This window comes from Serinicoccus marinus DSM 15273, from assembly GCF_008386315.1.
GTDB classification, from domain to species: domain Bacteria; phylum Actinomycetota; class Actinomycetes; order Actinomycetales; family Dermatophilaceae; genus Ornithinicoccus; species Ornithinicoccus marinus.
The window spans coordinates 3,305,874-3,325,864 of the sequence record NZ_CP043808.1 but is presented as its reverse complement, the minus strand read 5'-3'; the positions used below and the strand labels follow the sequence as shown (position 1 = coordinate 3,325,864).

Here is a 19,991-nt window from a genome sequence, read left to right as displayed (position 1 = left end):
GGGGATGGAGCACGACACCGGGGGAGTCAGCACCCTCTCCACCAAGATCGTCGTCAACGGCACGCCCCAGGAGCTCACCCACGACGTCCGCACCACGCTGCTGGACGCGCTGCGCGACCACCTGGGCGTCACCTCGGCCAAGAAGGGCTGCGACCACGGCCAGTGCGGCGCCTGCACCGTCCTCGTCGACGGGCGACGCGTGGTCTCCTGCCTGTCGCTCACCGCGTCGCTGGACGGCACCGAGGTGGTCACCGCCGAAGGGCTGGGGAGCCCGGAGGACCTCAGCGACCTGCAGCAGGCCTTCGTCGACCGCGACGGGCTGCAGTGCGGCTACTGCACGCCCGGGCAGGTCTGCTCGGCGCAGGCGATGCTCGCCGAGGCCGCGGCTGGTATGCCCAGCCACGTCACCGACCCCTCGGCGCTGGCCGACCCGGACGCCGCCCTAGAGCTCAGCGACGCCGAGATCCGCGAGCGGATGAGCGGCAACCTGTGCCGCTGCGGCGCCTACGTCAACATCGTCGCCGCGATCCGCGACACCGCCGCGCAGCGCGCCGCCGCGACCGGGGCCTCCGAGGAGGAAACGTCGTGAGGCCGTTCACCTATGAGCGGGCGAGGAGCGTCGCCGACGCGCTGCGCCGCACGGTCGGCGCCACCGACGACGGGGCGAGCGCGGCATACCTGGCGGGCGGCACCAACCTCATCGACCATCTGCGCCTGGGGATCCGCGAGACGGACCGGCTCATCGACGTCAGCCACCTCGACCTCACCGAGGTCACCGAGCTGGAGGACGGCGGGCTGCGGGTCGGGGCGCTGGCGCGCAACGCCGACGTCGCCGCGCACCCGCTCGTCCGTCGACGCTTCCCCGTCGTCAGCGCCGCGATGCTCGCGGGGGCCTCCGGCCAGCTGCGCAACATGGCGACCATGGGCGGCAACCTGCTGCAGCGCACCCGGTGCGTCTACTTCCAGGACCCGAGCACCCCGTGCAACAAGCGGGAGCCGGGCTCGGGCTGCTCGGCGATCGAGGGGCTGGGCACCTACAACGCCCTCATCGGCGCCTCCGACGCCTGCGTCGCGGTGCACCCCTCCGACCTGTGCGTCGCGCTCGCCGCGCTGGACGTCACCGTCGTCGTCGAGGGACCGCTCGGCGAGCGCCGGATCGACTTCGCCGACCTGCACCGCCTCCCCGGCGACCACCCCGAGCAGGACACCACGCTGGACCGCAGCGAGCTCATCACGACGATCGAGATCGCCGGTCCCGGCTTCGCCGGGCACTCCCGCTACCGCAAGCTGCGCGAGCGCGCGTCCTACGCCTTCGCCACGGTCTCCGTCGCCGCCGCGCTCGACGTGCAGGACGGCCGGGTCGCGGACGTGCGGCTCGGGCTCGGCGGGGTCGCCCACAGGCCGCACCGCGCCCGGCGCGCCGAGGACGCCCTGCGCGGCGGCCCGGCCACCCACGAGGCCTACGCCGCGGCGATCGCCGCCGAGCTGGAGCAGGCCCGCCCGGTCCCGACAACGCCTACAAGGTGCTCCAGCTGCAGCGCGCCGTCCCGGCGGTGCTGGACGCGCTGACCGAGGAGGACGCATGAGCGATGCCGCGACCGAGCAGGGCCGGGACCGCGCTCGGGTCGACGCCCCGCTCAAGGTCGCAGGTCTGGCGCCCTACGCCTACGAGCACGAGGTCGGCGAGGCGCTCTTCCTCGCTCCCGTCCTGTCCACGATCGCCGCCGGCGAGATCTCCGGCATCGACACCGAGGCGGCGAGCGCGGTGCCCGGCGTGCGGCTCGTCCTCACCCACGACAACGCCCCGCGCCTCGCCCTGCCGACGCTGCCCACCCTCACCGTCCTGCGCAAGCCGCGGGTGCGCTACCGGGGGGAGATCGTCGCCGCGGTGGTCGCCGACAGCCTGGAGACCGCGAGGTATGCCGCCTCCCTCGTCCAGGTCGACTACGCCCCCGGCGAGCCGGACGTCCGGGTCGACGAGCACGGTCGGGACGTCCGGTCGCTGCGACGGGTCATGGGGATCTACCCAGGTCAGCACACCGTCGGCGACGTCGACGCCGCCCTGGCGGGGGCGGCATACCGGGTCGCGGGCGACTACGCGACCCCCACCAACCACCACAACCCGATCGAGCCGCACAGCGTCGTCGCGCTCTGGCACGAGGAGCACGATCGGTGGGCGAGGCTGCAGCCGCGCACGACGCGGCTCACCGTGTGGGACAGCAACCAGGGCGTCGTCGCGCCGCAGGGCGTGCTCGCGGGCGCGTTCGGGCTGCTGCCGACCCAGGTCGAGGTGGTCTCGCCCTACGTCGGCGGCTCGTTCGGCACGAAGGGTATGCCGCACCCGCACCTCATCGTCACGGTCATGGCGGCGCGGATGCTGCCCGGGCAGGCGGTCAAGCTCGCGCTCACCCGGCCGCAGATGTTCGCGGGCACCGGCTACCGTCCCGAGACCCGGCAGCGGGTGGCGCTCGCGGCCGACGAGCAGGGGCGGCTGCAGGCCATCGAGCACGACGTCTTCGCCCCCGTGTCCCGGGTCATCCCGTGGATCGACCCGACCGCCGGTCCGAGCCTGGCGATGTATGACTCCGCCACCCGTCGCATCGGCTACCGCGCGCAGCACCTCGACATCGCGCCGGGCACCTTCATGCGCGCGCCGGGGGAGTACACCGGGATGTTCGCGCTGGAGACGGCGATGGACGAGCTCGCCCGGGAGGCCGGCATCGACCCGGTCGAGCTGCGGCTGCGCAACGAGCCGGAGGTCGACCCGGAGTCGGGCAAGCCGTGGAGCAGCCGCCACGTGAGCACCTGCCTCACCGAGGGCGCCCGGATCTTCGGCTTCGAGCAGCAGCGGGAGCCGGGCGGTCGGCGCGAGGGCGAGTGGCTGCTCGGGCAGGGCCTGGCGTGCGCGGCCTTCCCGCAGATGGGCATGGGCCCGAGCCTGGCGCGGATCACGTATACCGGCGGGCGCTACGTCGTCAGCATGCAGGCCAGCGACATCGGCACCGGCGCGTGGACCGTGCTGGCGCAGATCGCCGCGCAGGCGCTGGACGTGCCGCAGGACCAGGTCGAGGCGCGGATCGGCACGACCGACGCGCCCTATGCGATCATCGCCGGCGGCAGCACGGGCACCTTCGGGTGGGGCTCGGCGGTGGTCGAGGCGGCGCAGGCCTTCCGGGAGGAGCACGGCAGCGCGCCCGCCGAGGGCGCCACGGCCCGCGCGCGCACCCGGATGCCCAAGGGGGTGGGGCGTGACCCGGATGGCCTTCGGCGTGCACTTCGCCGAGGTGGCGGTGAGCGAGGTGTCCGGCGAGGTCCGGGTGCGGCGCCTCTACGGCCACTTCGACGGTGGCCGGATCATGAACCCGCGCACCGCGCGCAGCCAGCTCGTCGGCGGCATGACGATGGGCCTGTCCGGTGCCCTCTTCGAGGAGTCCTACCGCGACCCGCGCTTCGGCCACGTCGTCAACGCCGACCTCGCGGGCTACCACGTGGCGGCGCACGCCGACGTCGTGGACATCGAGGTCGGCTGGGTCGGCGAGCCCGACCCCTGGATGGGCGCGACCGGCGCCAAGGGCATCGGCGAGGTCGGGATCGTCGGGGTCCCGGCCGCCATCGCCAACGCGATCTTCGACGCGACCGGGGTCCGGCTGCGCGAGCTGCCGTTCACCCCGGGGCGGGTGCTCGAGGCGTGGGAGGCGGCGACGTCGACCTCCACGCGATGACCGGACGCCGTCGCACCACGTCGGGCGGGGGGGACGCGCGACGCCTGCTCGTCCTGACGCTGGCCACCGCCCTCCTCGGGACCACGGCGGCCTGCGACGCCGGGCCGCAGGGGAGCCCGGAACAGGTGGCCACCGACCTGGCCGCAGGGCTGGAGAGCGGTGACCTCTCCGCGGTGTCGCTCGTCGACAGCACCCCCGCGGACGCGACAGCCCAGCTGGAGCGCGCGCACGCGGGCCCGGGGGAGGTGCCGCTGTCGGTCGAGGTGGTCGAGGTGGTCGAGGTGGAGGAGTCCGGGGACGTGCCGCAGGCGCAGGGGCGGCTCCGGCTGACGTGGGACCTGCCGGGGGAGGGTGAGGACCTCGCACGAGAGGTTCCGGTGCGGAGCGTAGCGAGGCTCGCGGCCCCGGCACGGCGGGCGTCCTCGGCGCGCAGCGAGAAGGCGGCCACCTGCTCCAGCGAGGTGACTTCGACGAGTCCGACCCCGGTGCGCAGCCGTGTGCCGACCTTGACCCGGGGACGGTCCCACCGGCGGAAGGCCAGGCGACGTCGCCAGCCTTGATCCCCGCCAGCTCGGCGGGGCGGATCATCATCGGGCGGCGGCTGCTGGTCGACCGGCGTCGGTCGCGGCCAGCCAGTCGACCAGCGGACGCACCTGCTCCCAGCGCTCACGGACCTCGTCGACGAGCCGGGGCGTGGTGACGATGTCGCCGTTCTCGACCCACCGCATGCCGGCGAGGTCCTTGTGCCGCAGCAGCTCGATCCGCTCGTGCTCCCGGTCCCACCCGCGGGGCGCCGTCCTGACCCGCTCGCCGCTGATCTCCCAGTCCCCGCCGCGCAGGTCGGCCACGATCTGCTCGAGCTGCTGGCCGGTCCCGGGCGAGTCGACCGCGGCGCGGTAGGCCTTCAGCCGGGGAGAGTCCATGTGGTAGCAGCCGCCGCCGAGCAGCAGCCCGTCGGCGGACACCTGGACGTACCACCCGGTGGCCTCGGCCGTCTGCACGTAGGCACCCTGGTGCGTCTTGTAGGGGCTCTTGTCCTTCGAGAAGCGCACGTCGCGGTGCGGGCGGAAGAGCTTGGCCTCGCCGAACTCCGGCGCGAGCGCCTCGGTCAGCGCCACCAGCGGTGCCCGGACGTCCCGCTCGTAGTCCTCCTTGTGCGCGGCCCAGAACTCCTTGGTGTTGTCCTCCTCGAGCCGGGCGTAGAAGTCGGTCGCGGCGTGCGGGATGCCGGTGAAGGAGGACATGGGTCCAGTGTGCCCGCACGAGCGGCGCGGCGGCAGGCTGACAGTGAGTTATCTGTTCCGATAACATCCTCGCCATGGATGTCGACCTGGACGCAGTCCTCGCCTCTGCAGCTCGACTGCAGCAGATGGTCCCTGAGGCCGTCCTCGTCGGGGGGACCGCAGCTGCCCTGCACGCTGGGCACCGTCTCTCCTTGGACCATGACCACGTGCTCAGCGATCTGTCAGAGCGGTATGCCCAGGTGGTGGAGGCGGTGGAGGCGAGCGAGGGGTGGGTCACCAGTGTTCGCGCAAGCACGCCGCCGCTGACGTTGCTGGGCTCCCTGGACGGGATCGAAGCGGGGTTGCGCCAGCTGCGTCGCACCCGCCCGCTCGAGGTCGAGGAGGTCCCCGTCGGCGGTCGCGTGGGAACGGCGGTCCGCGTCCCGCCCCTTCCGGAGATGCTGCGGATCAAGGCATACCTCGTGGTGCAGCGCAACGCGGTGCGCGACTACCTGGACACCGTGGCGCTCGCCGACCGGCTGGGGCTCGGCGAGGCCACCAGGGTGCTGGTCGGCATCGACGACTACTACGCCGACCGCTCGGGCGAGGCAGACTCGGTGCTGACAGCGCTGGTGGAGCGACTGGCCGCCCCGCGGCCCCGCGACTCTCGGGTGATCGAGCAGCTCGGCAGCTACCGGGGTCTGGATGCGCGATGGCACGACTGGCACGCCGTCGAGAGCGTGTGTCAGGAGTTGTCCGACGGGCTGCTCCGGGCGGTGGAACCGTGACGGCCCGTCCTGCCCGCAATGTCGAGGTCGACCCTGGGCAGCCGATGGACACCTGGCCCTACGAGGCGGTCATCGCACTGCTGGAGCGTGGAGGTGTCCGTGACTGGGCCAGGATCACGGCGCGCATCCGCCAGGACCCGTGGGGGCCGGTAGCCCGTCAGGTGGAGGACTACCTCGACTATGCCGATGCCTCGGGAGTCACCGTGCTTCTGGGTCGCGCGATCGACACTGCCCGCGCCGAGGCAGCGGCCGCGGAGCGTGCGGAGGTCCGCGACGAGGTCACGCGCCTGATCCGGGCGAGCGGTCTGACGGCGGCGGACTTCGCCCGCCGGATCGGCACGTCCCCCTCCCGGCTGTCGACCTATCGTTCCGGCTCGGTCGTGCCGTCGGCCGCGCTGCTGATGCGTATGCGGCGGGCAGCCGGCGCCGCGACGTCGAGGTAGGGGCCGCTCAGGCGCGATAACCCTTCGCGTCCTGGTCTGTGTCGCGCCAGGCTGGGCGCCATGACGACGAGCGACCTGTGGGACGAGGCGACGGCCGCGAGCTACGACGAGGCCTCCGCCGCGATGTTCGCGCCGGACGTGCTCGACCCGACGGTCGACCGGCTCGCCGAGCTGGCCGGTGAGGGTCGCGCGCTGGAGCTGGCCATCGGGACCGGGCGCGTGGGCATACCCCTGGCGGAGCGGGGGGTGGAGGTCGTGGGGATCGAGCTGTCCGAGCCGATGGCCGAGCAGCTGCGTCACAAGGCGCCCGACCTCCTGGTGACCATCGGCGACATGGCGACCACGCAGGTCGAGGGCACCTTCGCGCTGGTCTACCTCGTCTTCAACACCATCGGCAACCTCACCACGCAGGACGAGCAGGTGGCGTGCTTCGCCAACGCCGCGCGGCACCTCGGGCCCGGCGGCCGCTTCGTCGTCGAGGTCGGGGTGCCGGCGCTGCGGCGGCTTCCGCCCGGCCAGGTCGCGATCCCCTTCGACGTCTCCGCCGAGCACGTCGGGCTCGACACCTACGACCCGGTGACGCAGCAGGCGATGTCGCACCACTACTCGCGCGAGGCGGAGGGGTCCTACAGCTACTGGCCGCACCACTTCCGCTACGTCTGGCCCAGCGAGCTCGACCTCATGGCCCGCCTGGCGGGGCTGCGACTGGAGAGCCGGACCGCGGACTGGCGCGGCGCGCCGTTCACCGCGGAGAGCGAGAGCCACGTCTCGGTCTGGCGCGCCTGATCCGGGCGGTTCCACGGGGGAGAGCACCGGTCGTCTGCGACGCTGAGGGTATGCCGCTCGCCCCGCACCTGCTCGACCTCGCCGATGCCCTGGTCCCGGCGCGAGGGTGCGCGCTGCTCGGCATCGCCGGGCTGCCGGGCTCGGGCAAGACGACCTTCGCGCTGGACCTGGTCGCCGCTCTCGCGGAGCGGCACGGGTCAGGCCACGTAGGGCACGTGCCGATGGACGGCTTCCACCTCGCCGACGCCCAGCTGGAGCGGCTCGGGCTGCTGGACGTGAAGGGAGCCCCGGAGACCTTCGACGCCGAGGGGTATGCCGCGCTCCTGGCCCGCCTGCGCGACGACACGACCGACCCGGTCTACGCCCCCGGCTTCGAGCGCACCCTCGAGCAGCCGGTGGCCGCGGCCCTCGTGGTGCTGCCCGCGGTGCGGCTCGTCGTCACCGAGGGCAACTACCTGCTGGACCCGCACCCGCGCTGGCGGACCTCGCGGGCCCGGCTCGACGCGGTCTGGTGGGTCGAGGTCGACGAGCAGCTGCGGCAGACCCGGCTGGTCGAGCGGCACGTCGAGTTCGGCAAGAGTCCGCAGGAGGCCCGCGCCTGGGTCGAGCGGGTCGACGAGGCCAACGCCCGCGCGATCCGGGACCGGTCGGACGCCCCGGACCTGGTGGTGCAGGCGGGCCCGGACGGGACGTGGGTCGGGACCGAGGGGTCCGTCGGCGCTGCTGGCTAGGCTCGGGCGTCACCGGATCACGAGGAGGCCGCATGAACGCCAGGAGGCCGCTGCGGGGGGTCGCCACGCCGAGCTACGTCGCCGACGACGTCACCCAGGCCCGCGACTGGTGTGCCGAGCGCGACCTAGCGCGGCTGGGCCTGGTCAGGACCCGGTCCGCTCCCGGTGGCTGCAGCCGGGCCAGCAGCATGGGCGCCGCATCCCCTCCTGCAGCTCCTCCCGGGTCCGGCGGATCCGCCGGGCGCGCGTCCGGTCCTGCTTGGCGTCCTCGACCCAGCAGATGAACTCGTTGCGGGCCAGCGGCGTGATGTCGAGCCACGCCTCGAGCGCGTCGCCGTGGTCGGTCAGCTCCGCGCGCAGGTCGTCGGGCAGGTCGTGCACCGCGCCGCCGGGCACCGTCGTGGTCGCCATGGTCCCGACTGTAGGGACTGCGCAGCGCAAGCGCGACACCCCCGAGGGGACGGATCCGCTCAGCGGGGCACCGCCTCCGCGACCGACGCGGCGACGGCTCGGGCGACGTCCGTCGCGCGCGACTCCGGCATCCGGGCATACCCGATGACGAGCCCGGGTCGCGACGCGGCGAGGTAGTAGTCGCTCAGCGCCTCCACCCGTATGCCGCGCTCGAGCAGCCGGGATGCCGTCGCGCGGTCGTCCGCGGCCGGGTCGGCCAGCAGGAGCACCAGGTGCAGCCCTGCCTCGACGCCGCTCACCCGCAGGTCGGGCAGGCGGGCCGAGAGCGCGGCCACGAGCGCGTCCCGCCGGGCGTGGTAGAGGCGTGCGGCCCGAGCCAGGTGACGGCCGAGCGCTCCGGTGTCGATGAGGTGGGCGAGCGCACGGGCCGCGACCGGTGAGGCTCCCAGCGACAGGCTGTCCTGCGCCTCGCGCACCGCCGGCAGCACCAGGCTCGGCGGCACGAGCCACGCCAGCCCGAGGTCGGGGGTGAGGATCTTGCTGGCCGTCCCCACGTAGGCGGTGCACGCGTCGGCGCCCCGGATCGAGCGCAGCGCGGGCAGCGGCGGCACGCCGTAGCGGAACTCCCCGTCGTAGTCGTCCTCGACGACCAGCTGGCCCCACGCGCGGGCCCGCTCCACGAGCTCGACCCGCCGCGCGACCGGCATCCGTGCGCCCAGCGGGTAGTGGTGGGCCGGCGTGACGTAGACGGCAGCGTCGCTGTCGTGCAGGAGCGCCGGGTCGAGCCCGTCGTCGTCCACCGGGACGGGGCGGACTCGGGCGCCCTCCTGGACGAACGCGGCCCGCGCCCGGCGGTAGCCGGGGTCCTCCAGTGCCACCGTCCGGTCGGCGAGCCCGGCCGCGGCGCTGAGGATGCGGAAGGCCGCGCTGGCGCCCGGGACGACGACCACCTCGTCCTGGCTGACCACCAGCCCGCGCATCCGGCGCAGGTGGTCGGCCAGGGCGGCCTCGAGCTCGGGGTGCCGGGCTCGGCTGAGCGCCTCGGCACCCGGTGTGCCGTATGCCCTGCCGCCACGCCGCGCGCCAGTCCCGGTCGGAGATCAGGGCGGGCTCGGGGTGGCCCGGGCGGAGGTCGAGCGCGCCCGCGGCCGACCGGACGGGCCTGCTGTCCGCCTGCATCTGCGACCGGACACCCCGTCCGTCCGCGTCTCCCTCCGACCGAACACCCCGTGCGTCCGCCGTCTCCCCGGACCCGCGCGGACGGACGGGGTGTCCGGTCGGGTCCGGCCGGTGTGCCGCGCGGGCCGCGACGTCGGCGCCGGGCAGGACCACCGTGCCGCTGCCCCGGCGAGCCTCGACGTAGCCCGCGGCCGCCAGCTCGTCGTAGGCATGGACGACGACGCCGCGGCCGACCCCGACCTGCGTGGCCAGCGCGCGGGTCGAGGGAAGCGCGTCCCCCGGCGCGAGCTCACCGCGGGCGATCGCGGTGACCACGGCGCCGCTCAGCCGGTGCGGCAGCGACCCGTCTCCGGCCTGGACCGAGATGGGCCCGGGCCACCGGACGGAGGGACGTCGGGCGGTGGTCCGGGTGACGGGCAGGGGCATACCACTGAGTCTAGAAGTGGTCCGCCGATTCGTGCGCGGAGTGGATCTGGTGCAGGACCACTGACGGGGGAGGGTGGAGCCATGACGGACCTGTCGACCCCGACCCGCAAGCCCGAGCGCTACACCGACGACCGCGCCCGCCTGGACGAGCTGCTCGACGAGGTGCCTGTCGGCGTGTTGGCCACCGTGGTCGACGGTCTGCCGTGGACGGTGCCCCTGCTCATCGCCCGGGACGGCGACCGGGTGCTCCTGCACGGTTCCACCGGCGCCGGTGCGCTGCGGCACCTGCGGGCCGGCGCGCCCGTCACGCTCACGGTCATGTCGATGGACGGGCTGGTCGTGGCCGAGAGCGCCTTCGACTCCTCGGCGAACTACCGCAGCGCCGTGCTGCGCGGGACGCCGGTCGAGCTCACCGGGGAGGACGCCCGGGCCGGGCTGGACCGGCTGACCGAGCGGCTGCTGCCCGGGCGCACGCGCGAGGTGCGCAGCAGCACGCGGCGCGAGCTCGCCGCCACGACGTGCCTGGCCCTGCCGATCGAGCAGGGGGCGTGGCTGTTCAAGGCGCGGACCGGCGGCACCGACCCGGCGACCGACGCCGACGTCTGGTCCGGGGTGGTCCCGCTGCGCGTCGTCGCGGGTATGCCCGAACCCACCCCCGGCGTCACGGCGCCGGTGCCGCCGTCGGTGCAGGCGGTGCTCGACGCGCACCCCGCCACCCCGGTCAGCGCACCACCGCGCTGACCGCCTGCTCCACGGTGGGGAGCACGTCGTCGACGGTGAAGATCGTGCCCGGCGTGATGAGCTGGACGCAGATGCCGTCCAGGACGCTCAGCACGAGCCGCATCGCCCGGTCCCGCTCCACGAGCAGCGCCCCCTCCTCCTCGAGCCGGACCAGCCAGCTCTCGATCCGGTCTCGGGACAGCGCGGCCATCCGCTCCAGGGTGCGGGTGCCGTGGCGGTCGCGCCCGGCCCGACCGCCACGGCATACGACGAGAACCACATCGCGGTGTGCTCCGGTCGCAGGAACTCTGACGGGAAGTATTGCATCAGGCACCCGGTGAGCCGGCGGCGCGGGGCCACGCGACGGTCCGCGATGCGGAGGTCGGGGAGCACCCGGTCCAGCGCCGGCTCGAGCAGCACGTCGAAGAGGTCGGCCTGGGTGGGGAAGTAGTGCCGCAGGGTGCTGGCGCCGATCCCGGCCTCCCGCGCCACGGTGCGCACGCTGATCGACTCGAGGCGGCCGGGACGGTCGCCCGCAGCCACCCGCCCGAGCACGATCGGTCGTGGGTGCTCGAGCTCACCGACCAGGGGCGAGAGCTGTATGCCCAGAGCGACCGGATCCAGCGCCGCGTCGTCGAGGACGTCGGGATCCCGCTGGAGGAGGCGCACGACCTGCAGCGGCGGCTGCGCCGGATCACCGCGACCCTGGAGGCGGGCGAGGACCACGAGGACGGCACCGCGCAGGCCTGAGGCCCACGGCGTCGGACCACGCCCGGCGCCTCAGAGCCGGGCGGCCAGCTCGGTGGCCTGCGCGATCGCGCGCTTGGCGTCCAGCTCCGCGGCGACGTCGGCCCCGCCGACCACGTGGACCGGCACCCCGAGCGCGGCGAGCGGCTCGACCAGGTCGGTCACCGACTCCTGGCCGGCGCACAGCACGACCGTGTCGACCGCCAGGACGTGCGGGCGCCGCTCGCCCTTGTCGCCGCCCTCGACGGGCAGCGTGAGGTGCAGGCCGTCGTCGTCGATCCGGACGTACTCCGCCCCGCCGACGAAGCCGACACCCGCGTCCCGCAGCTCGGTCCGGTGCACCCAGCCCGAGGTCTTGCCCAGCCCCGTGCCGTGCCGGGAGGTCTTGCGCTGCACGAGGTGCACCTCGCGCGGCACCGGCGGGTGCTCCTTGTCGCCCAGCCCGGCGCGCTCCTCCCACGGGTCGGCGACGCCCCACCGCTCGCGCCATGCGTCCACGGTCTCGTCGGGCTCGTGCAGCAGCGCCCGGCTGACGTCGAAGCCGATGCCCCCGGCGCCGATCACCGCGACCCGGCGCCCGGCCCGGTCCGGCTCCCGGATCGCCTCGGGATAGGTGAGCACGCTGGGGTGGTCGATGCCCTCGATGTCGGGCACCCGCGGCGCCACACCGGTCGACACCACGACCTCGTCGAAGCCCTCGAGGTCCGACGCGACGACGCGCATACCGAGGTGGACGCGCACACCACGGACCCCGAGCATGTGCTCGTAGTAGGCGATCGCCTGGCGGAACTCCTCCTTGCCCGGGATCTGCGCGGCCAGCCGGAACTGCCCGCCCACCTCGTCGGCGGCCTCGAACATCTCGACGGTATGCCCGCGCCCCGCCAGCTCGACCGCGCAGGCGAGCCCTGCCGGCCCGGCGCCCACGACGGCGACCCGCCTGGCCGACCGGGTGGGGTGCAGCACGAGCTCGGTCTCGTGCGCGGAGCGCGGGTTGAGGATGCAGGTGGCGCGCTTGTTGTCGAAGGTGTGGTCCAGGCACGCCTGGTTGCAGGCGATGCACGGGATGATCTCGGCCTCCCGGCCCTGCTCGGTCTTGCGGACCCAGTCGGCGTCGGCGAGCAGCGGGCGCGCCATCGACACCAGGTCCGCCTCCCCGGCCGCGAGGATCTCCTCGGCGACCTCCGGGCGGTTGATCCGGTTGGAGGCGATGACGGGCACGTCGACCTCCTGCCGCAGCCGCGCGGTGACCCAGGTGAAGGCGGCCCGCGGCACCGAGGTGACGATCGTCGGGATGCGCGACTCGTGCCAACCGATCCCGGTGTTGAGCAGGGTGACCCCGGCCTCGACCAGCCCGTGGGCGAGGTCGACCGTCTCGGCCCAGCTCTGACCGTCGGGCACCAGGTCCAGCAGGCTCATGCGGTATTGCACGACGAAGTCGTCGCCGACCAGCTCCCGGGTGCGGCGCACGATCTCCAGCGGGAAGCGCATCCGGGCGGCCGCCGAGCCGCCCCACTCGTCGGTGCGGTCGTTGGTGCGTGCCGTGAGCATCTGGTTGACGAGATAACCCTCGGAGCCCATGATCTCGACGCCGTCGTAGCCGGCGCGCTGGGCCAGCCGTGCCGAGCGGGCGAAGTCGTCGACGGTGCGTCCGACCTCCCGGGTCGACAGCGCCGAGGGCCGGAACGGCGTGATCGGCGACTTCTCCCGGGACGCCCCCTGGGCGAACGGGTGGTAGGCGTAGCGCCCGGCGTGCAGCAGCTGCAGCAGGATCGCGCCGTCGTGCTCGTGCACCGCGTCGGTGACCGTGCGGTGCCGCCGCGCCTGCGCCGCGCGGACCATGCTCGAGCCGAAGGGGAGCAGCCAGCCGCGCCAGCTCGGGGCATACCCACCGGTGACCATGAGCCCGACCCAGCCCTCGGCGCGGGCGCCCAGGTAGGCCGCGAGCTTGTCGATGTCGCGCGCGCGGTCCTCGAGCTTGGTGTGCATCGAGCCCATGACCACGCGGTTGCGCAGCGTGAGGTGGCCGAGGTCCAGCGGGCGCAGCAGGTGCGGGTATGCGCTCGCGCCGGGGGTCATTACCCCACAGTAACCGCCGGTGCATCGGTATCTGGCGGCAACCTTCCACCTCCTCGGTGCGACATGGGCATACCACTGTCACGACGAGGAGGTCGTCATGAGAACCACACCACGCGCCCTGCTGGCCAGCGCCCTGCTGGCGGGCCTGGCGCTCGCACCGGTCACGCTCGCGGCACCCGCCGCCACCGCCGCGCCCTACTGCGGCATCACCTGGGGCTCGCTGCCCAAGGTCACCGGCTACGACACCGAGCCCGCGCCGCTGACGGACGTCCGGGCCGGCCGGCACTCCTGCTTCGACCGGGTCGTCCTCGACGTCTCCGGCGACGCGGGGGAGTACTCGGTGCGCTACGTCAGCACGTACCGTGCCCCCGGGAGCGGGCAGGCGCTGTCGCTGCGCGGCGGGGCCAAGATCGAGGTCGTGGTCGGCAACCCGACCTACGACGGCGACGGCGACCCGGTCTACGACCCGCGCCGCCCGGCCGAGCTGGTCGGCACCGACGGCTACCGCACGCTGCGCCAGGCGCGCCTCGGCGGGAGCTACGAGGGCCAGACCTCGATCGGGCTCGGGGTGCGGGCGCGGCTGCCCATGCGGGCCTTCGTGCTCGACGGCCCCGGGTCGGGTCAGCGGCTGGTCATCGACGTCGCCCACCGCTGGTGAGCACGCCACTGCCCGCCGGTTCGTCGGCTGTCGGCCTGCTCGTGCCGGCTGGCGGTTGACGGACCGGCTGGCAGTGCGGGGAGGAGGACCTGCGAGAGGATGGGCGCATGGCCCACACCCCAGCCCCCGGCGCCCAGCGGCTGCTCGACCACGCGATCTGGTGGCACGTCTACCCGCTCGGTGCGGTCGGCGCGCCCGCCGTGCTGGAGGGCGGGGTCGACGCGCCGGTCGAGCACCGGCTCCCGCGGCTCGTGGCCTGGCTGGATCACGTCGTCGAGCTCGGCTGCTCGGGGGTGCTGCTCGGGCCGGTCTTCGCCGCGTCGAGCCACGGCTACGACACCCTCGACCACGACCGGGTCGACCCCCGGCTGGGCGACGAGGGTGACCTGGACCAGCTCATCGAGGAGGCCCGGGAGCGGGGCCTGTCGGTGCTGCTGGACGGGGTCTTCAACCACGTCGGCGCCGACCACCCGATGGTCCACGACCCGGACCGGGCGCACCTGCTCAAGCAGGGCGAGGACGGCCGGCCCGCGGCCTGGGAGGGGCACGAGGGGCTGGTCGAGCTGGACCACGGGAGTCCCGATGTCGAGCATCTCGTGGTCGACGTCATGCTGCGCTGGCTGCGGCGCGGGATCGCCGGGTGGCGGCTCGACGTGGCGTATGCCGTGCCGGCCGACTTCTGGGCGCGGGTCACCGCCCGGGTGCGCGAGGAGTTCCCCGACGCGCTCTTCGTCGGCGAGGTCATCCACGGCGACTACGCGCAGGTCGTCGCCGACAGCGACCTGGACACCGTGACGCAGTACGAGCTGTGGAAGGCGGTCTGGAGCTCGATCCACGACACCAACTGCTGGGAGCTCGCGCACGCGCTGGGACGGCACGACGCCCTGCTCGACTCCTTCGTGCCGCAGACCTTCGTCGGCAACCACGACGTCACCCGCATCGCCACGCAGGTCGGCGAGGAGGGCGCGGCGCTCGCGCTCGCGGTGCTCATGACGGTCGGGGGCATGCCGTCGATCTACTACGGCGACGAGCAGGCATACCAGGGGCTCAAGGAGGAGCGGCTCGGCGGCGACGACGCCATCCGCCCCGAGCTCCCGGCCACCCCCGCCGACCTCGACCCGGCCGGGGAGTGGATGCGATCGCTGCACCGCCGGCTCGTCGGGCTGCGGCGCCAGCACGCCTGGCTCGCGCGCGCCCGCACCGAGGTGGAGACGCAGAGCAACGAGGCGATCACCTATGTCTCCTCGGGGCAGGACCAGTGGCTGCGGGTGGAGCTCTCGCTCGCGCCGCAGGCCCAGGTGATCGTGACCGGCGCCGACGGAGAGCTCTTCCGCTGGGCGGCGGGCGACTGACCACGCTGTCCGCGCGACGGCATACCGTGGAGGTATGACCGAACTCGTCCTCGTGGCCAACGCCGGCGACAGCACGGTGAGCACCTTCCGGGTCGACCCTGACGGGCCGGCGCTGCAGCGGATCGCGGTGAGCGAGGTGGGGCAGGGGTGCGGCACCTTCGCGATCGACGCCGAGCGCGACCTCGTCTATGCCGCCGCCAAGGGCGACCCGCCCGGCATCGACGTCTTCGCGCTAGAGCGCAGCAGCGGCCGGCTCGAGCACCTGTCGCGGACCGACGTCGAGAGCTCGATGACCTATCTCGCGCTGGCCTACGGCGGGACCCTGCTCGTCGGGGCGTCCTACGGCGGGGGGAGCGCGCAGGTCTTCGGCGTCGACGGCGACGGGCACGTCGAGGAGCCCACCGCCGCCGTGAGCTGGCCCAACGCGCACTGCGTCGCGGTCGCCGGCGACGGCCGGCACGTCTACGTCGTGGCTCTCGGCGGCGACGTGGTCGCGCAGTACGCCTTGTCGCCCGCGGGCGTGCTGTCGCCGCTCGCGCCGCCGACGGCTGCCGCGCCGGAGGGGTCCGGGCCGCGACACCTCGTGCTCGACGCGGACGAGTCGCACGCCTACGTCATGACCGAGTTCTCCGGGGAGGTCCTGACCTACGCCCGGGACGGCAGCGGCGACCTGGTGCTGACGGGCCAGGTGCCGGCCTATGCCCAGGACCGGGGGCTGAGCCGCAGCGAGCTCGGTGCCGACCCGATCGAGGGACACCTCGTCTGGGGCGCCGACCTGCACCTCGCGTGGGAGGGTCGCGTCCTGCTGGCCAGCGAGCGCTGCGAGTCGACGCTCGCGAGCCTGCCGGTGGCCGACGACGGGTCGGTGGGCGAGCCGGTGTCGATCATCGACACGGTGACCCAGCCGCGCGGCTTCACCGTGCTCGCCGGGGGCGAGCTCGCCGTCGTCACCGGTGAGCAGGACACCGACGTGGCGCTGGTCTCGGTCGACGCCGACGGCGGCCTGACCGAGGTCGGCCGCTACGACACCGGCGCCGGCGCCAACTGGGCCCGCTCGATCACCGTCTGACTTCCACCGGGCGTCGTGAATGGTTGCCTTCTGACCCACCGGGCGTCGTGAGTGGGCTGTCCAGCCTGGTCCGGATCTCCTGCTCCTCGGCATCGGTGAGCCCGGCCGCGCGCGGGGCGTCGCGGGTCTCCTCCCAGGCCAGCGTGTCCGCCAGCGTCTCGGCCAGCGGCCGTAGCCGGAGCCCCGACGCGACGGCGCGCGAGATGTCCAGAGCCATGGCCTGCCGCAGGTCCGGGTCGTCGATCCACAGCGGCAGTGACCGTGGGCCCATCCACGCGTTGACCCCGAGCTCGGCCAGGGTCGGCAGGTCAACGGGCCGCGCACGGACCCTCGCTCCGGCCGCCCGGGCCGCGGCTGCGAGCACCTCGCCCAGCGGCACCACCTCGCCGGTGATGTTGAAGGCCCCGTCCAGCCGCTGCTCCGCGGCGTCGACCAGCCACGCGGCGAGATCCCGGACGTCGATGACGGCCACGGGGAAGTCGGGGTCGTCGGGCACGATCACGTCAGGTCCGCTGGGGTGCGCGAACCGCCACGGCCAGTAGCCCAGGCGCCCGGAGACATCGCCCGGCCCACCGATCAACCCGGCACGCGCCAGCGTCCCGCTCCGTCCGGCGGCGGCCATCCCGTCCTGCACCGCCTTCTCGCAGGCCACCTTGGCCGGGCCGTACTCCTCCATCGACCCCATCACGTCACCCGCCAGCGGCTCGACCAGCGCGTCGGTCTCGACCGGACGGACACCCGGCGCGGGGGCATACACGTTGGCGGTGGAGACGAAGACCCAGTGCGGCGTGCGCAGCTCGGCCACCGCGCGCCGCACCTGGCCGGGCTGTCGCGTGACGTCGATCACGGCGTCCCACTCCTCGTCCCGCACCTGCGCCAGGCCGTCCGGCTCGTCCCGGTCACCACGCACGAAGGTGACGTCGTCAGGTGGAGGTGCGCTGCCCCGGGCGAGGCAGGTCACGTCGTGTCCACGGCCGGCGGCCTCGGTGGCGACGGCGCGGCCCAGGAAGGCGGTCCCGCCGAGCAGCAGCAGTCTCATGGCTCAGGTCTACCAGCCCTGCCCGCTTGGCGGCCGGGGCCCCGCTCACCCCTCCCGCTGGATCACCGAGTGCACGTTGCCGGCCGGGTCGGTGAACCACGCGATGAGCGGGCCGCCGCCGGTCATGACGCCGAGCTCGTCGTGCGGCATACCGTCGTAGCGCAGGAACTCCAACCCGCGGTCGGTGAGCTCCTGCACCGTCGCGCGCACGTCGTCGCTGGGGAAGTTGAGGACGGTATACGACGCCGGGGTGTGCACCGGGCCCTTGGGGTAGACCAGGACGGACCGGGCGCCGAGGCGGAGCGAGAGCATGGCCATCGGCTCCTCGCTGCGCTCGACAGGTATGCCGAGGGTGTCGCGGTAGAACGCCTCCGCGGCGTCGAGGTCGTCGACGGAGAAGCCGTTGAAGGCGTCGTCCAGGCCGAGGAGGGCGGGAGGCAGATCGGTGCTCATGCCCCAGTGTGACCCCCGGCCGGTGCGAGAGTCATCGGTCGGGCCCGTGGACCGGGGCTGGAAGCCGAGCGCTGATCCTGACAGTGCTGTTATTAGCGCTATGACATCACCCGACCCGACCCGTGAGAGCCGCTTCGAGCAGCTCTTCGCCGTGCTGGGGGACATGGATGCCGCGGTCGCTGCTGTCTATCGCGAGCGGGGCGAGGGGGAGGTGCGACCGCGCTTCGCGCTCCCTCTCATCCGGCTGGCCCGCCTGGGGCCGATGACGATCACGGCGCTCGCGGCCGAGGTCGACCGCAGCCACTCGGCCCTTTCCCAGACCATCGCGCAGATGCGCCGAGCCGGTCTCGTGACCAGCGAGGCGGGTCAGGACGGGCGCACCCGCATCGTCACCCTGACCGATCGCGGTCGGGCGCTCGTCCCGTTCGCCGAGGCCGAGTGGCGGGCCACCGAGGCCGCGATCGCCGAGGTCGAGGCCGAGCTGCCGTATGCGCTCAGCCAGGCCGCCGCGGACCTGGCGGCGGCGCTCGGGCGCCGGTCGTTCGCCGAGCGGCTGGCGGACCACCTGAACGGGCCGGAGTGAGCCGCGCAGCCACCATTCGCGACGCTCGGTGGGTTCAGGAACAACCATTCGCGACGCTCGGTCGGTTCAGGAGCAACCATTCGCGGCGCTCGGTGGGGACTGTGGCAACCATTCGCGACGCCCGGTGGGGCGGGAGGTGAGTCCGCGCGGCGCCCTGATCGACCTCACGCCGCTGCGGCACAGCCAGGCATACCGCCGCATCTGGGCGGGAGGTGCGCTCTCTGGGCTGGGCCACCAGGTCGCGGTCGTCGCCGTGCTCTTCCAGGTCTGGGAGATGACGCGCAACCCGTTCTCGGTGGCGCTGATCGGCGTGGCGCAGGCGGTGCCGATGATCGTCTTCGGGCTGGTCGGCGGGCCGGTCGCGGACGTCCTCGACCGGCGCCGGGTGGCGCTGGCCGCCACCACCGGACAGGCCCTGGCGGCGACCACGCTCGCCGCGCAGCTGGTCGTCGGGCTCTACCCGCTCCCGCTCCTGCTCGGCGTCCTGAGCCTGCAGACGGCCTGCAGCGCGCTGGGCTCGCCGGCCCGGCGCACCTTCATCGTGCGGCTCCTGCCGCGCGCGCTCGTCCCTGCCGGGATCGCTCTGCACATGATCAGCTTCCAGGCCGCGATGATGGTCGGCCCCGCGCTCGGCGGTCTCCTGCTCGGCGTGGCCTCCCCGGCGGCCTGCTACCTCGTCAACGCCGTGGCCCTCGCGCTCAGCGCCTGGACCGTCTGGGCGCTGCCCTTGCTGCCGCCGGAGCGGGGCGAGTCCTCGGACCGGGGGACGCCGCCCGAGCAGGACACACCTCCCGAGCGGGGTGAGTCCTCGGACCACGGCAGCGACGCCGCCCCGGATCGCCGTCCGGTGCCCCGGACCGAGACCGGTGGGAGGGCATACCCCGGCGCGCGGGGTGCCCGGCTGCGCCGACGCGTGCGCACCGCCCTCGTCCTGCTCGCCGAGGGGGTCGCGCAGGTGCGGCGTGACCCGGTGCTGCGCGGGTCGTTCCTGCTGGACCTCGCGGCGACCTTGCTCGCGTTCCCCGTCGCGCTCTTCCCGATGGTCAACCAGGCTCTGTTCGGCGGGGACCCGCGCACCCTCGGCCTGTTCCTCACCTGCATCGCCATCGGCGGGGTGAGCGCGGGCCTGATGTCCGGGCTGGTCACGCGGCGGCGTCGCCTCGGCGTCGTGCAGCTGCTGGCCGTCGGGGTATGGGGGCTGGCTCTGCTCGGCTTCGGCCTGGCCGCGCTCACCGGGCTGGCGTGGGCGGCGCTCGGCTCGCTCGTCGTGGCCGGGGCGGCGGACACCGTCTCGGTCACCTCACGGGCGGCGATGGTCCAGCTCGCGACGCCGGACAGCCACCTGGGCCGGGTGTCCTCGGTGGAGCACGTCATCGGGGTCGCGGGCCCGGACATCGGCAACGCCCGCGCCGGCCTGGTCGCCGGGCTCACGACCCCGGCCTGGTCGGCGCTCCTCGGCGCGCTCACCTGCCTGGGCGCCGCCACCTGGGTCGCGCTGACCCACCGCGGTCGCGGCGTCCGGGTCGACGACTGACCCGAGCACGATCACGGGCTCCCCCCGTCCTCGGCCGGAGTTTGGTCGGTC

The 19,991-nt window shown here is 74.1% G+C and carries 20 protein-coding genes and 3 pseudogenes; 15 read left to right on the top strand and 8 right to left on the bottom strand.

Going from position 1 to position 19,991, the window contains the following annotated elements; genetic code table 11:
* Window positions 1-4: 4 nt before the first annotated feature.
* From FU792_RS16160 to FU792_RS18995, 4 genes and pseudogenes are all read left to right on the top strand, one after another.
* Complete coding sequence (locus FU792_RS16160; protein WP_022923542.1) at window positions 5-589, top strand: 2Fe-2S iron-sulfur cluster-binding protein; 585 nt, start codon at window positions 5-7, stop codon at window positions 587-589.
* Window positions 586-1,569: an FAD binding domain-containing protein gene (locus FU792_RS16155; RefSeq protein WP_338101132.1), complete on the top strand. Its 984-nt coding sequence runs from the start codon at window positions 586-588 to the stop codon at window positions 1,567-1,569. The genes FU792_RS16160 and FU792_RS16155 overlap by 4 nt, the downstream gene beginning before the upstream one ends.
* 13 nt (window positions 1,570-1,582) lie before the next feature.
* A pseudogene (locus tag FU792_RS19000) lies at window positions 1,583-3,121 on the top strand (xanthine dehydrogenase family protein molybdopterin-binding subunit); the annotation flags it as partial.
* On the top strand, window positions 3,099-3,722 hold the full coding sequence (locus FU792_RS18995) for a molybdopterin cofactor-binding domain-containing protein (RefSeq protein ID WP_338101191.1): 624 nt from the start codon (window positions 3,099-3,101) through the stop codon (window positions 3,720-3,722). The pseudogene FU792_RS19000 and the gene FU792_RS18995, both read left to right, overlap by 23 nt.
* 587 nt (window positions 3,723-4,309) lie before the next feature.
* On the opposite strand, the gene FU792_RS16140 is transcribed toward FU792_RS18995, so the two are convergent.
* On the bottom strand, window positions 4,310-4,966 hold the full coding sequence (locus tag FU792_RS16140) for a DUF2461 domain-containing protein (protein WP_022923546.1): 657 nt from the start codon (window positions 4,964-4,966) through the stop codon (window positions 4,310-4,312).
* 206 nt (window positions 4,967-5,172) lie between these two features.
* Between FU792_RS16140 and FU792_RS16135 the strand changes: the two genes are divergently transcribed.
* The 4 genes from FU792_RS16135 to FU792_RS16120 are packed head-to-tail and all read left to right on the top strand — an operon-like array spanning window position 5,173 to window position 7,693.
* Complete coding sequence (locus FU792_RS16135; protein ID WP_237739961.1) at window positions 5,173-5,733, top strand: hypothetical protein; 561 nt, start codon at window positions 5,173-5,175, stop codon at window positions 5,731-5,733.
* The gene (locus FU792_RS16130; protein ID WP_022923548.1) at window positions 5,730-6,176 is read left to right on the top strand and encodes a helix-turn-helix domain-containing protein; all 447 of its coding nucleotides are present in this window, start codon (window positions 5,730-5,732) and stop codon (window positions 6,174-6,176) included. The genes FU792_RS16135 and FU792_RS16130 overlap by 4 nt, the downstream gene beginning before the upstream one ends.
* A gap of 60 nt (window positions 6,177-6,236) precedes the next feature.
* Entirely contained in the window at window positions 6,237-6,962 is a 726-nt protein-coding gene (locus FU792_RS16125; RefSeq protein ID WP_022923549.1) for a class I SAM-dependent DNA methyltransferase, read from the top strand.
* A gap of 50 nt (window positions 6,963-7,012) precedes the next feature.
* Window positions 7,013-7,693 carry a nucleoside/nucleotide kinase family protein gene (locus tag FU792_RS16120; protein WP_022923550.1) on the top strand — a complete coding sequence of 227 codons (681 nt, stop codon included), beginning with the start codon at window positions 7,013-7,015 and terminating at the stop codon, window positions 7,691-7,693.
* Window positions 7,694-7,837: 144 nt separating this feature from the next.
* Here the strand turns inward: FU792_RS16120 and FU792_RS16115 are convergent, their stop codons facing one another.
* The 3 genes and pseudogenes from FU792_RS16115 to FU792_RS19465 all read right to left on the bottom strand — a co-directional run.
* Complete coding sequence (locus FU792_RS16115; protein WP_022923551.1) at window positions 7,838-8,104, bottom strand: YdeI/OmpD-associated family protein; 267 nt, start codon at window positions 8,102-8,104, stop codon at window positions 7,838-7,840.
* A gap of 59 nt (window positions 8,105-8,163) precedes the next feature.
* Window positions 8,164-9,117: pseudogene (locus FU792_RS17445) on the bottom strand (aminotransferase-like domain-containing protein); the annotation flags it as partial.
* A gap of 325 nt (window positions 9,118-9,442) precedes the next feature.
* Window positions 9,443-9,709, bottom strand: a pseudogene (locus tag FU792_RS19465) (GntR family transcriptional regulator); the annotation flags it as partial.
* 81 nt (window positions 9,710-9,790) lie between these two features.
* Here FU792_RS19465 and FU792_RS16105 point away from each other — a divergent pair.
* The gene (locus tag FU792_RS16105) at window positions 9,791-10,450 is read left to right on the top strand and encodes a pyridoxamine 5'-phosphate oxidase family protein (RefSeq protein WP_022923553.1); all 660 of its coding nucleotides are present in this window, start codon (window positions 9,791-9,793) and stop codon (window positions 10,448-10,450) included.
* On the opposite strand, the gene FU792_RS17100 is transcribed toward FU792_RS16105, so the two are convergent.
* A complete protein-coding gene (locus FU792_RS17100) occupies window positions 10,431-10,640 on the bottom strand; it encodes a hypothetical protein (RefSeq protein ID WP_022923554.1) in 210 nt (69 codons plus the stop codon). The two genes, FU792_RS16105 and FU792_RS17100, sit on opposite strands and share 20 nt — an antisense overlap.
* A gap of 110 nt (window positions 10,641-10,750) precedes the next feature.
* Between FU792_RS17100 and FU792_RS18235 the strand changes: the two genes are divergently transcribed.
* Window positions 10,751-11,179: a MarR family winged helix-turn-helix transcriptional regulator gene (locus tag FU792_RS18235; protein ID WP_022923555.1), complete on the top strand. Its 429-nt coding sequence runs from the start codon at window positions 10,751-10,753 to the stop codon at window positions 11,177-11,179.
* 30 nt (window positions 11,180-11,209) lie between these two features.
* Here the strand turns inward: FU792_RS18235 and FU792_RS16090 are convergent, their stop codons facing one another.
* The gene (locus tag FU792_RS16090) at window positions 11,210-13,252 is read right to left on the bottom strand and encodes an NADPH-dependent 2,4-dienoyl-CoA reductase (protein WP_149814900.1); all 2,043 of its coding nucleotides are present in this window, start codon (window positions 13,250-13,252) and stop codon (window positions 11,210-11,212) included.
* 97 nt (window positions 13,253-13,349) lie between these two features.
* On the opposite strand from FU792_RS16090, the gene FU792_RS16085 reads away from it, so the two are divergent.
* The 3 genes from FU792_RS16085 to FU792_RS16075 all read left to right on the top strand — a co-directional run bounded on the left by FU792_RS16085 (window position 13,350) and on the right by FU792_RS16075 (window position 16,331).
* A complete protein-coding gene (locus FU792_RS16085) occupies window positions 13,350-13,910 on the top strand; it encodes an AMIN-like domain-containing (lipo)protein (protein WP_022923557.1) in 561 nt (186 codons plus the stop codon).
* Window positions 13,911-14,017: 107 nt separating this feature from the next.
* Window positions 14,018-15,262, top strand: coding sequence for an alpha-amylase family protein (locus tag FU792_RS16080; protein ID WP_022923558.1), 1,245 nt, complete (start codon window positions 14,018-14,020; stop codon window positions 15,260-15,262).
* Window positions 15,263-15,296: 34 nt separating this feature from the next.
* Window positions 15,297-16,331, top strand: a complete 1,035-nt coding sequence (locus tag FU792_RS16075) for a lactonase family protein (protein ID WP_022923559.1) — start codon at window positions 15,297-15,299, stop codon at window positions 16,329-16,331.
* On the opposite strand, the gene FU792_RS16070 is transcribed toward FU792_RS16075, so the two are convergent.
* The gene (locus tag FU792_RS16070) at window positions 16,321-17,370 is read right to left on the bottom strand and encodes an NAD-dependent epimerase/dehydratase family protein (RefSeq protein WP_022923560.1); all 1,050 of its coding nucleotides are present in this window, start codon (window positions 17,368-17,370) and stop codon (window positions 16,321-16,323) included. The two genes, FU792_RS16075 and FU792_RS16070, sit on opposite strands and share 11 nt — an antisense overlap.
* A gap of 45 nt (window positions 17,371-17,415) precedes the next feature.
* Window positions 17,416-17,823, bottom strand: coding sequence for a VOC family protein (locus tag FU792_RS16065; protein WP_022923561.1), 408 nt, complete (start codon window positions 17,821-17,823; stop codon window positions 17,416-17,418).
* Window positions 17,824-17,923: 100 nt separating this feature from the next.
* On the opposite strand from FU792_RS16065, the gene FU792_RS16060 reads away from it, so the two are divergent.
* Window positions 17,924-18,406 (top strand): MarR family winged helix-turn-helix transcriptional regulator, encoded by a 483-nt coding sequence (locus FU792_RS16060; RefSeq protein ID WP_022923562.1) that lies wholly within the window; start codon window positions 17,924-17,926, stop codon window positions 18,404-18,406.
* Window positions 18,407-18,542: 136 nt separating this feature from the next.
* A complete protein-coding gene (locus FU792_RS16055) occupies window positions 18,543-19,940 on the top strand; it encodes an MFS transporter (protein ID WP_238706008.1) in 1,398 nt (465 codons plus the stop codon).
* Window positions 19,941-19,991: the final 51 nt, after the last annotated feature.

Bases quoted from the DNA above. Each gene is read 5' to 3' on its own strand.
- FU792_RS16060 (WP_022923562.1), top strand. From the start codon at position 17,924: ATGACATCACCCGACCCGACCCGTGAGAGCCGCTTCGAGCAGCTCTTC.
- FU792_RS16120 (WP_022923550.1), top strand. From the start codon at position 7,013: ATGCCGCTCGCCCCGCACCTGCTCGACCTCGCCGATGCCCTGGTCCCG.
- FU792_RS16090 (WP_149814900.1), bottom strand. From the start codon at position 13,252: ATGACCCCCGGCGCGAGCGCATACCCGCACCTGCTGCGCCCGCTGGAC.
- FU792_RS17100 (WP_022923554.1), bottom strand. From the start codon at position 10,640: ATGGCCGCGCTGTCCCGAGACCGGATCGAGAGCTGGCTGGTCCGGCTC.
- FU792_RS16075 (WP_022923559.1), top strand. From the start codon at position 15,297: ATGACCGAACTCGTCCTCGTGGCCAACGCCGGCGACAGCACGGTGAGC.
- FU792_RS16115 (WP_022923551.1), bottom strand. From the start codon at position 8,104: ATGGCGACCACGACGGTGCCCGGCGGCGCGGTGCACGACCTGCCCGAC.
- FU792_RS16065 (WP_022923561.1), bottom strand. From the start codon at position 17,823: ATGAGCACCGATCTGCCTCCCGCCCTCCTCGGCCTGGACGACGCCTTC.
- FU792_RS16105 (WP_022923553.1), top strand. From the start codon at position 9,791: ATGACGGACCTGTCGACCCCGACCCGCAAGCCCGAGCGCTACACCGAC.
- FU792_RS16085 (WP_022923557.1), top strand. From the start codon at position 13,350: ATGAGAACCACACCACGCGCCCTGCTGGCCAGCGCCCTGCTGGCGGGC.
- FU792_RS16070 (WP_022923560.1), bottom strand. From the start codon at position 17,370: ATGAGACTGCTGCTGCTCGGCGGGACCGCCTTCCTGGGCCGCGCCGTC.
- FU792_RS18995 (WP_338101191.1), top strand. From the start codon at position 3,099: ATGCGATCATCGCCGGCGGCAGCACGGGCACCTTCGGGTGGGGCTCGG.
- FU792_RS16160 (WP_022923542.1), top strand. From the start codon at position 5: ATGGAGCACGACACCGGGGGAGTCAGCACCCTCTCCACCAAGATCGTC.
- FU792_RS16080 (WP_022923558.1), top strand. From the start codon at position 14,018: ATGGCCCACACCCCAGCCCCCGGCGCCCAGCGGCTGCTCGACCACGCG.
- FU792_RS16125 (WP_022923549.1), top strand. From the start codon at position 6,237: ATGACGACGAGCGACCTGTGGGACGAGGCGACGGCCGCGAGCTACGAC.
- FU792_RS16140 (WP_022923546.1), bottom strand. From the start codon at position 4,966: ATGTCCTCCTTCACCGGCATCCCGCACGCCGCGACCGACTTCTACGCC.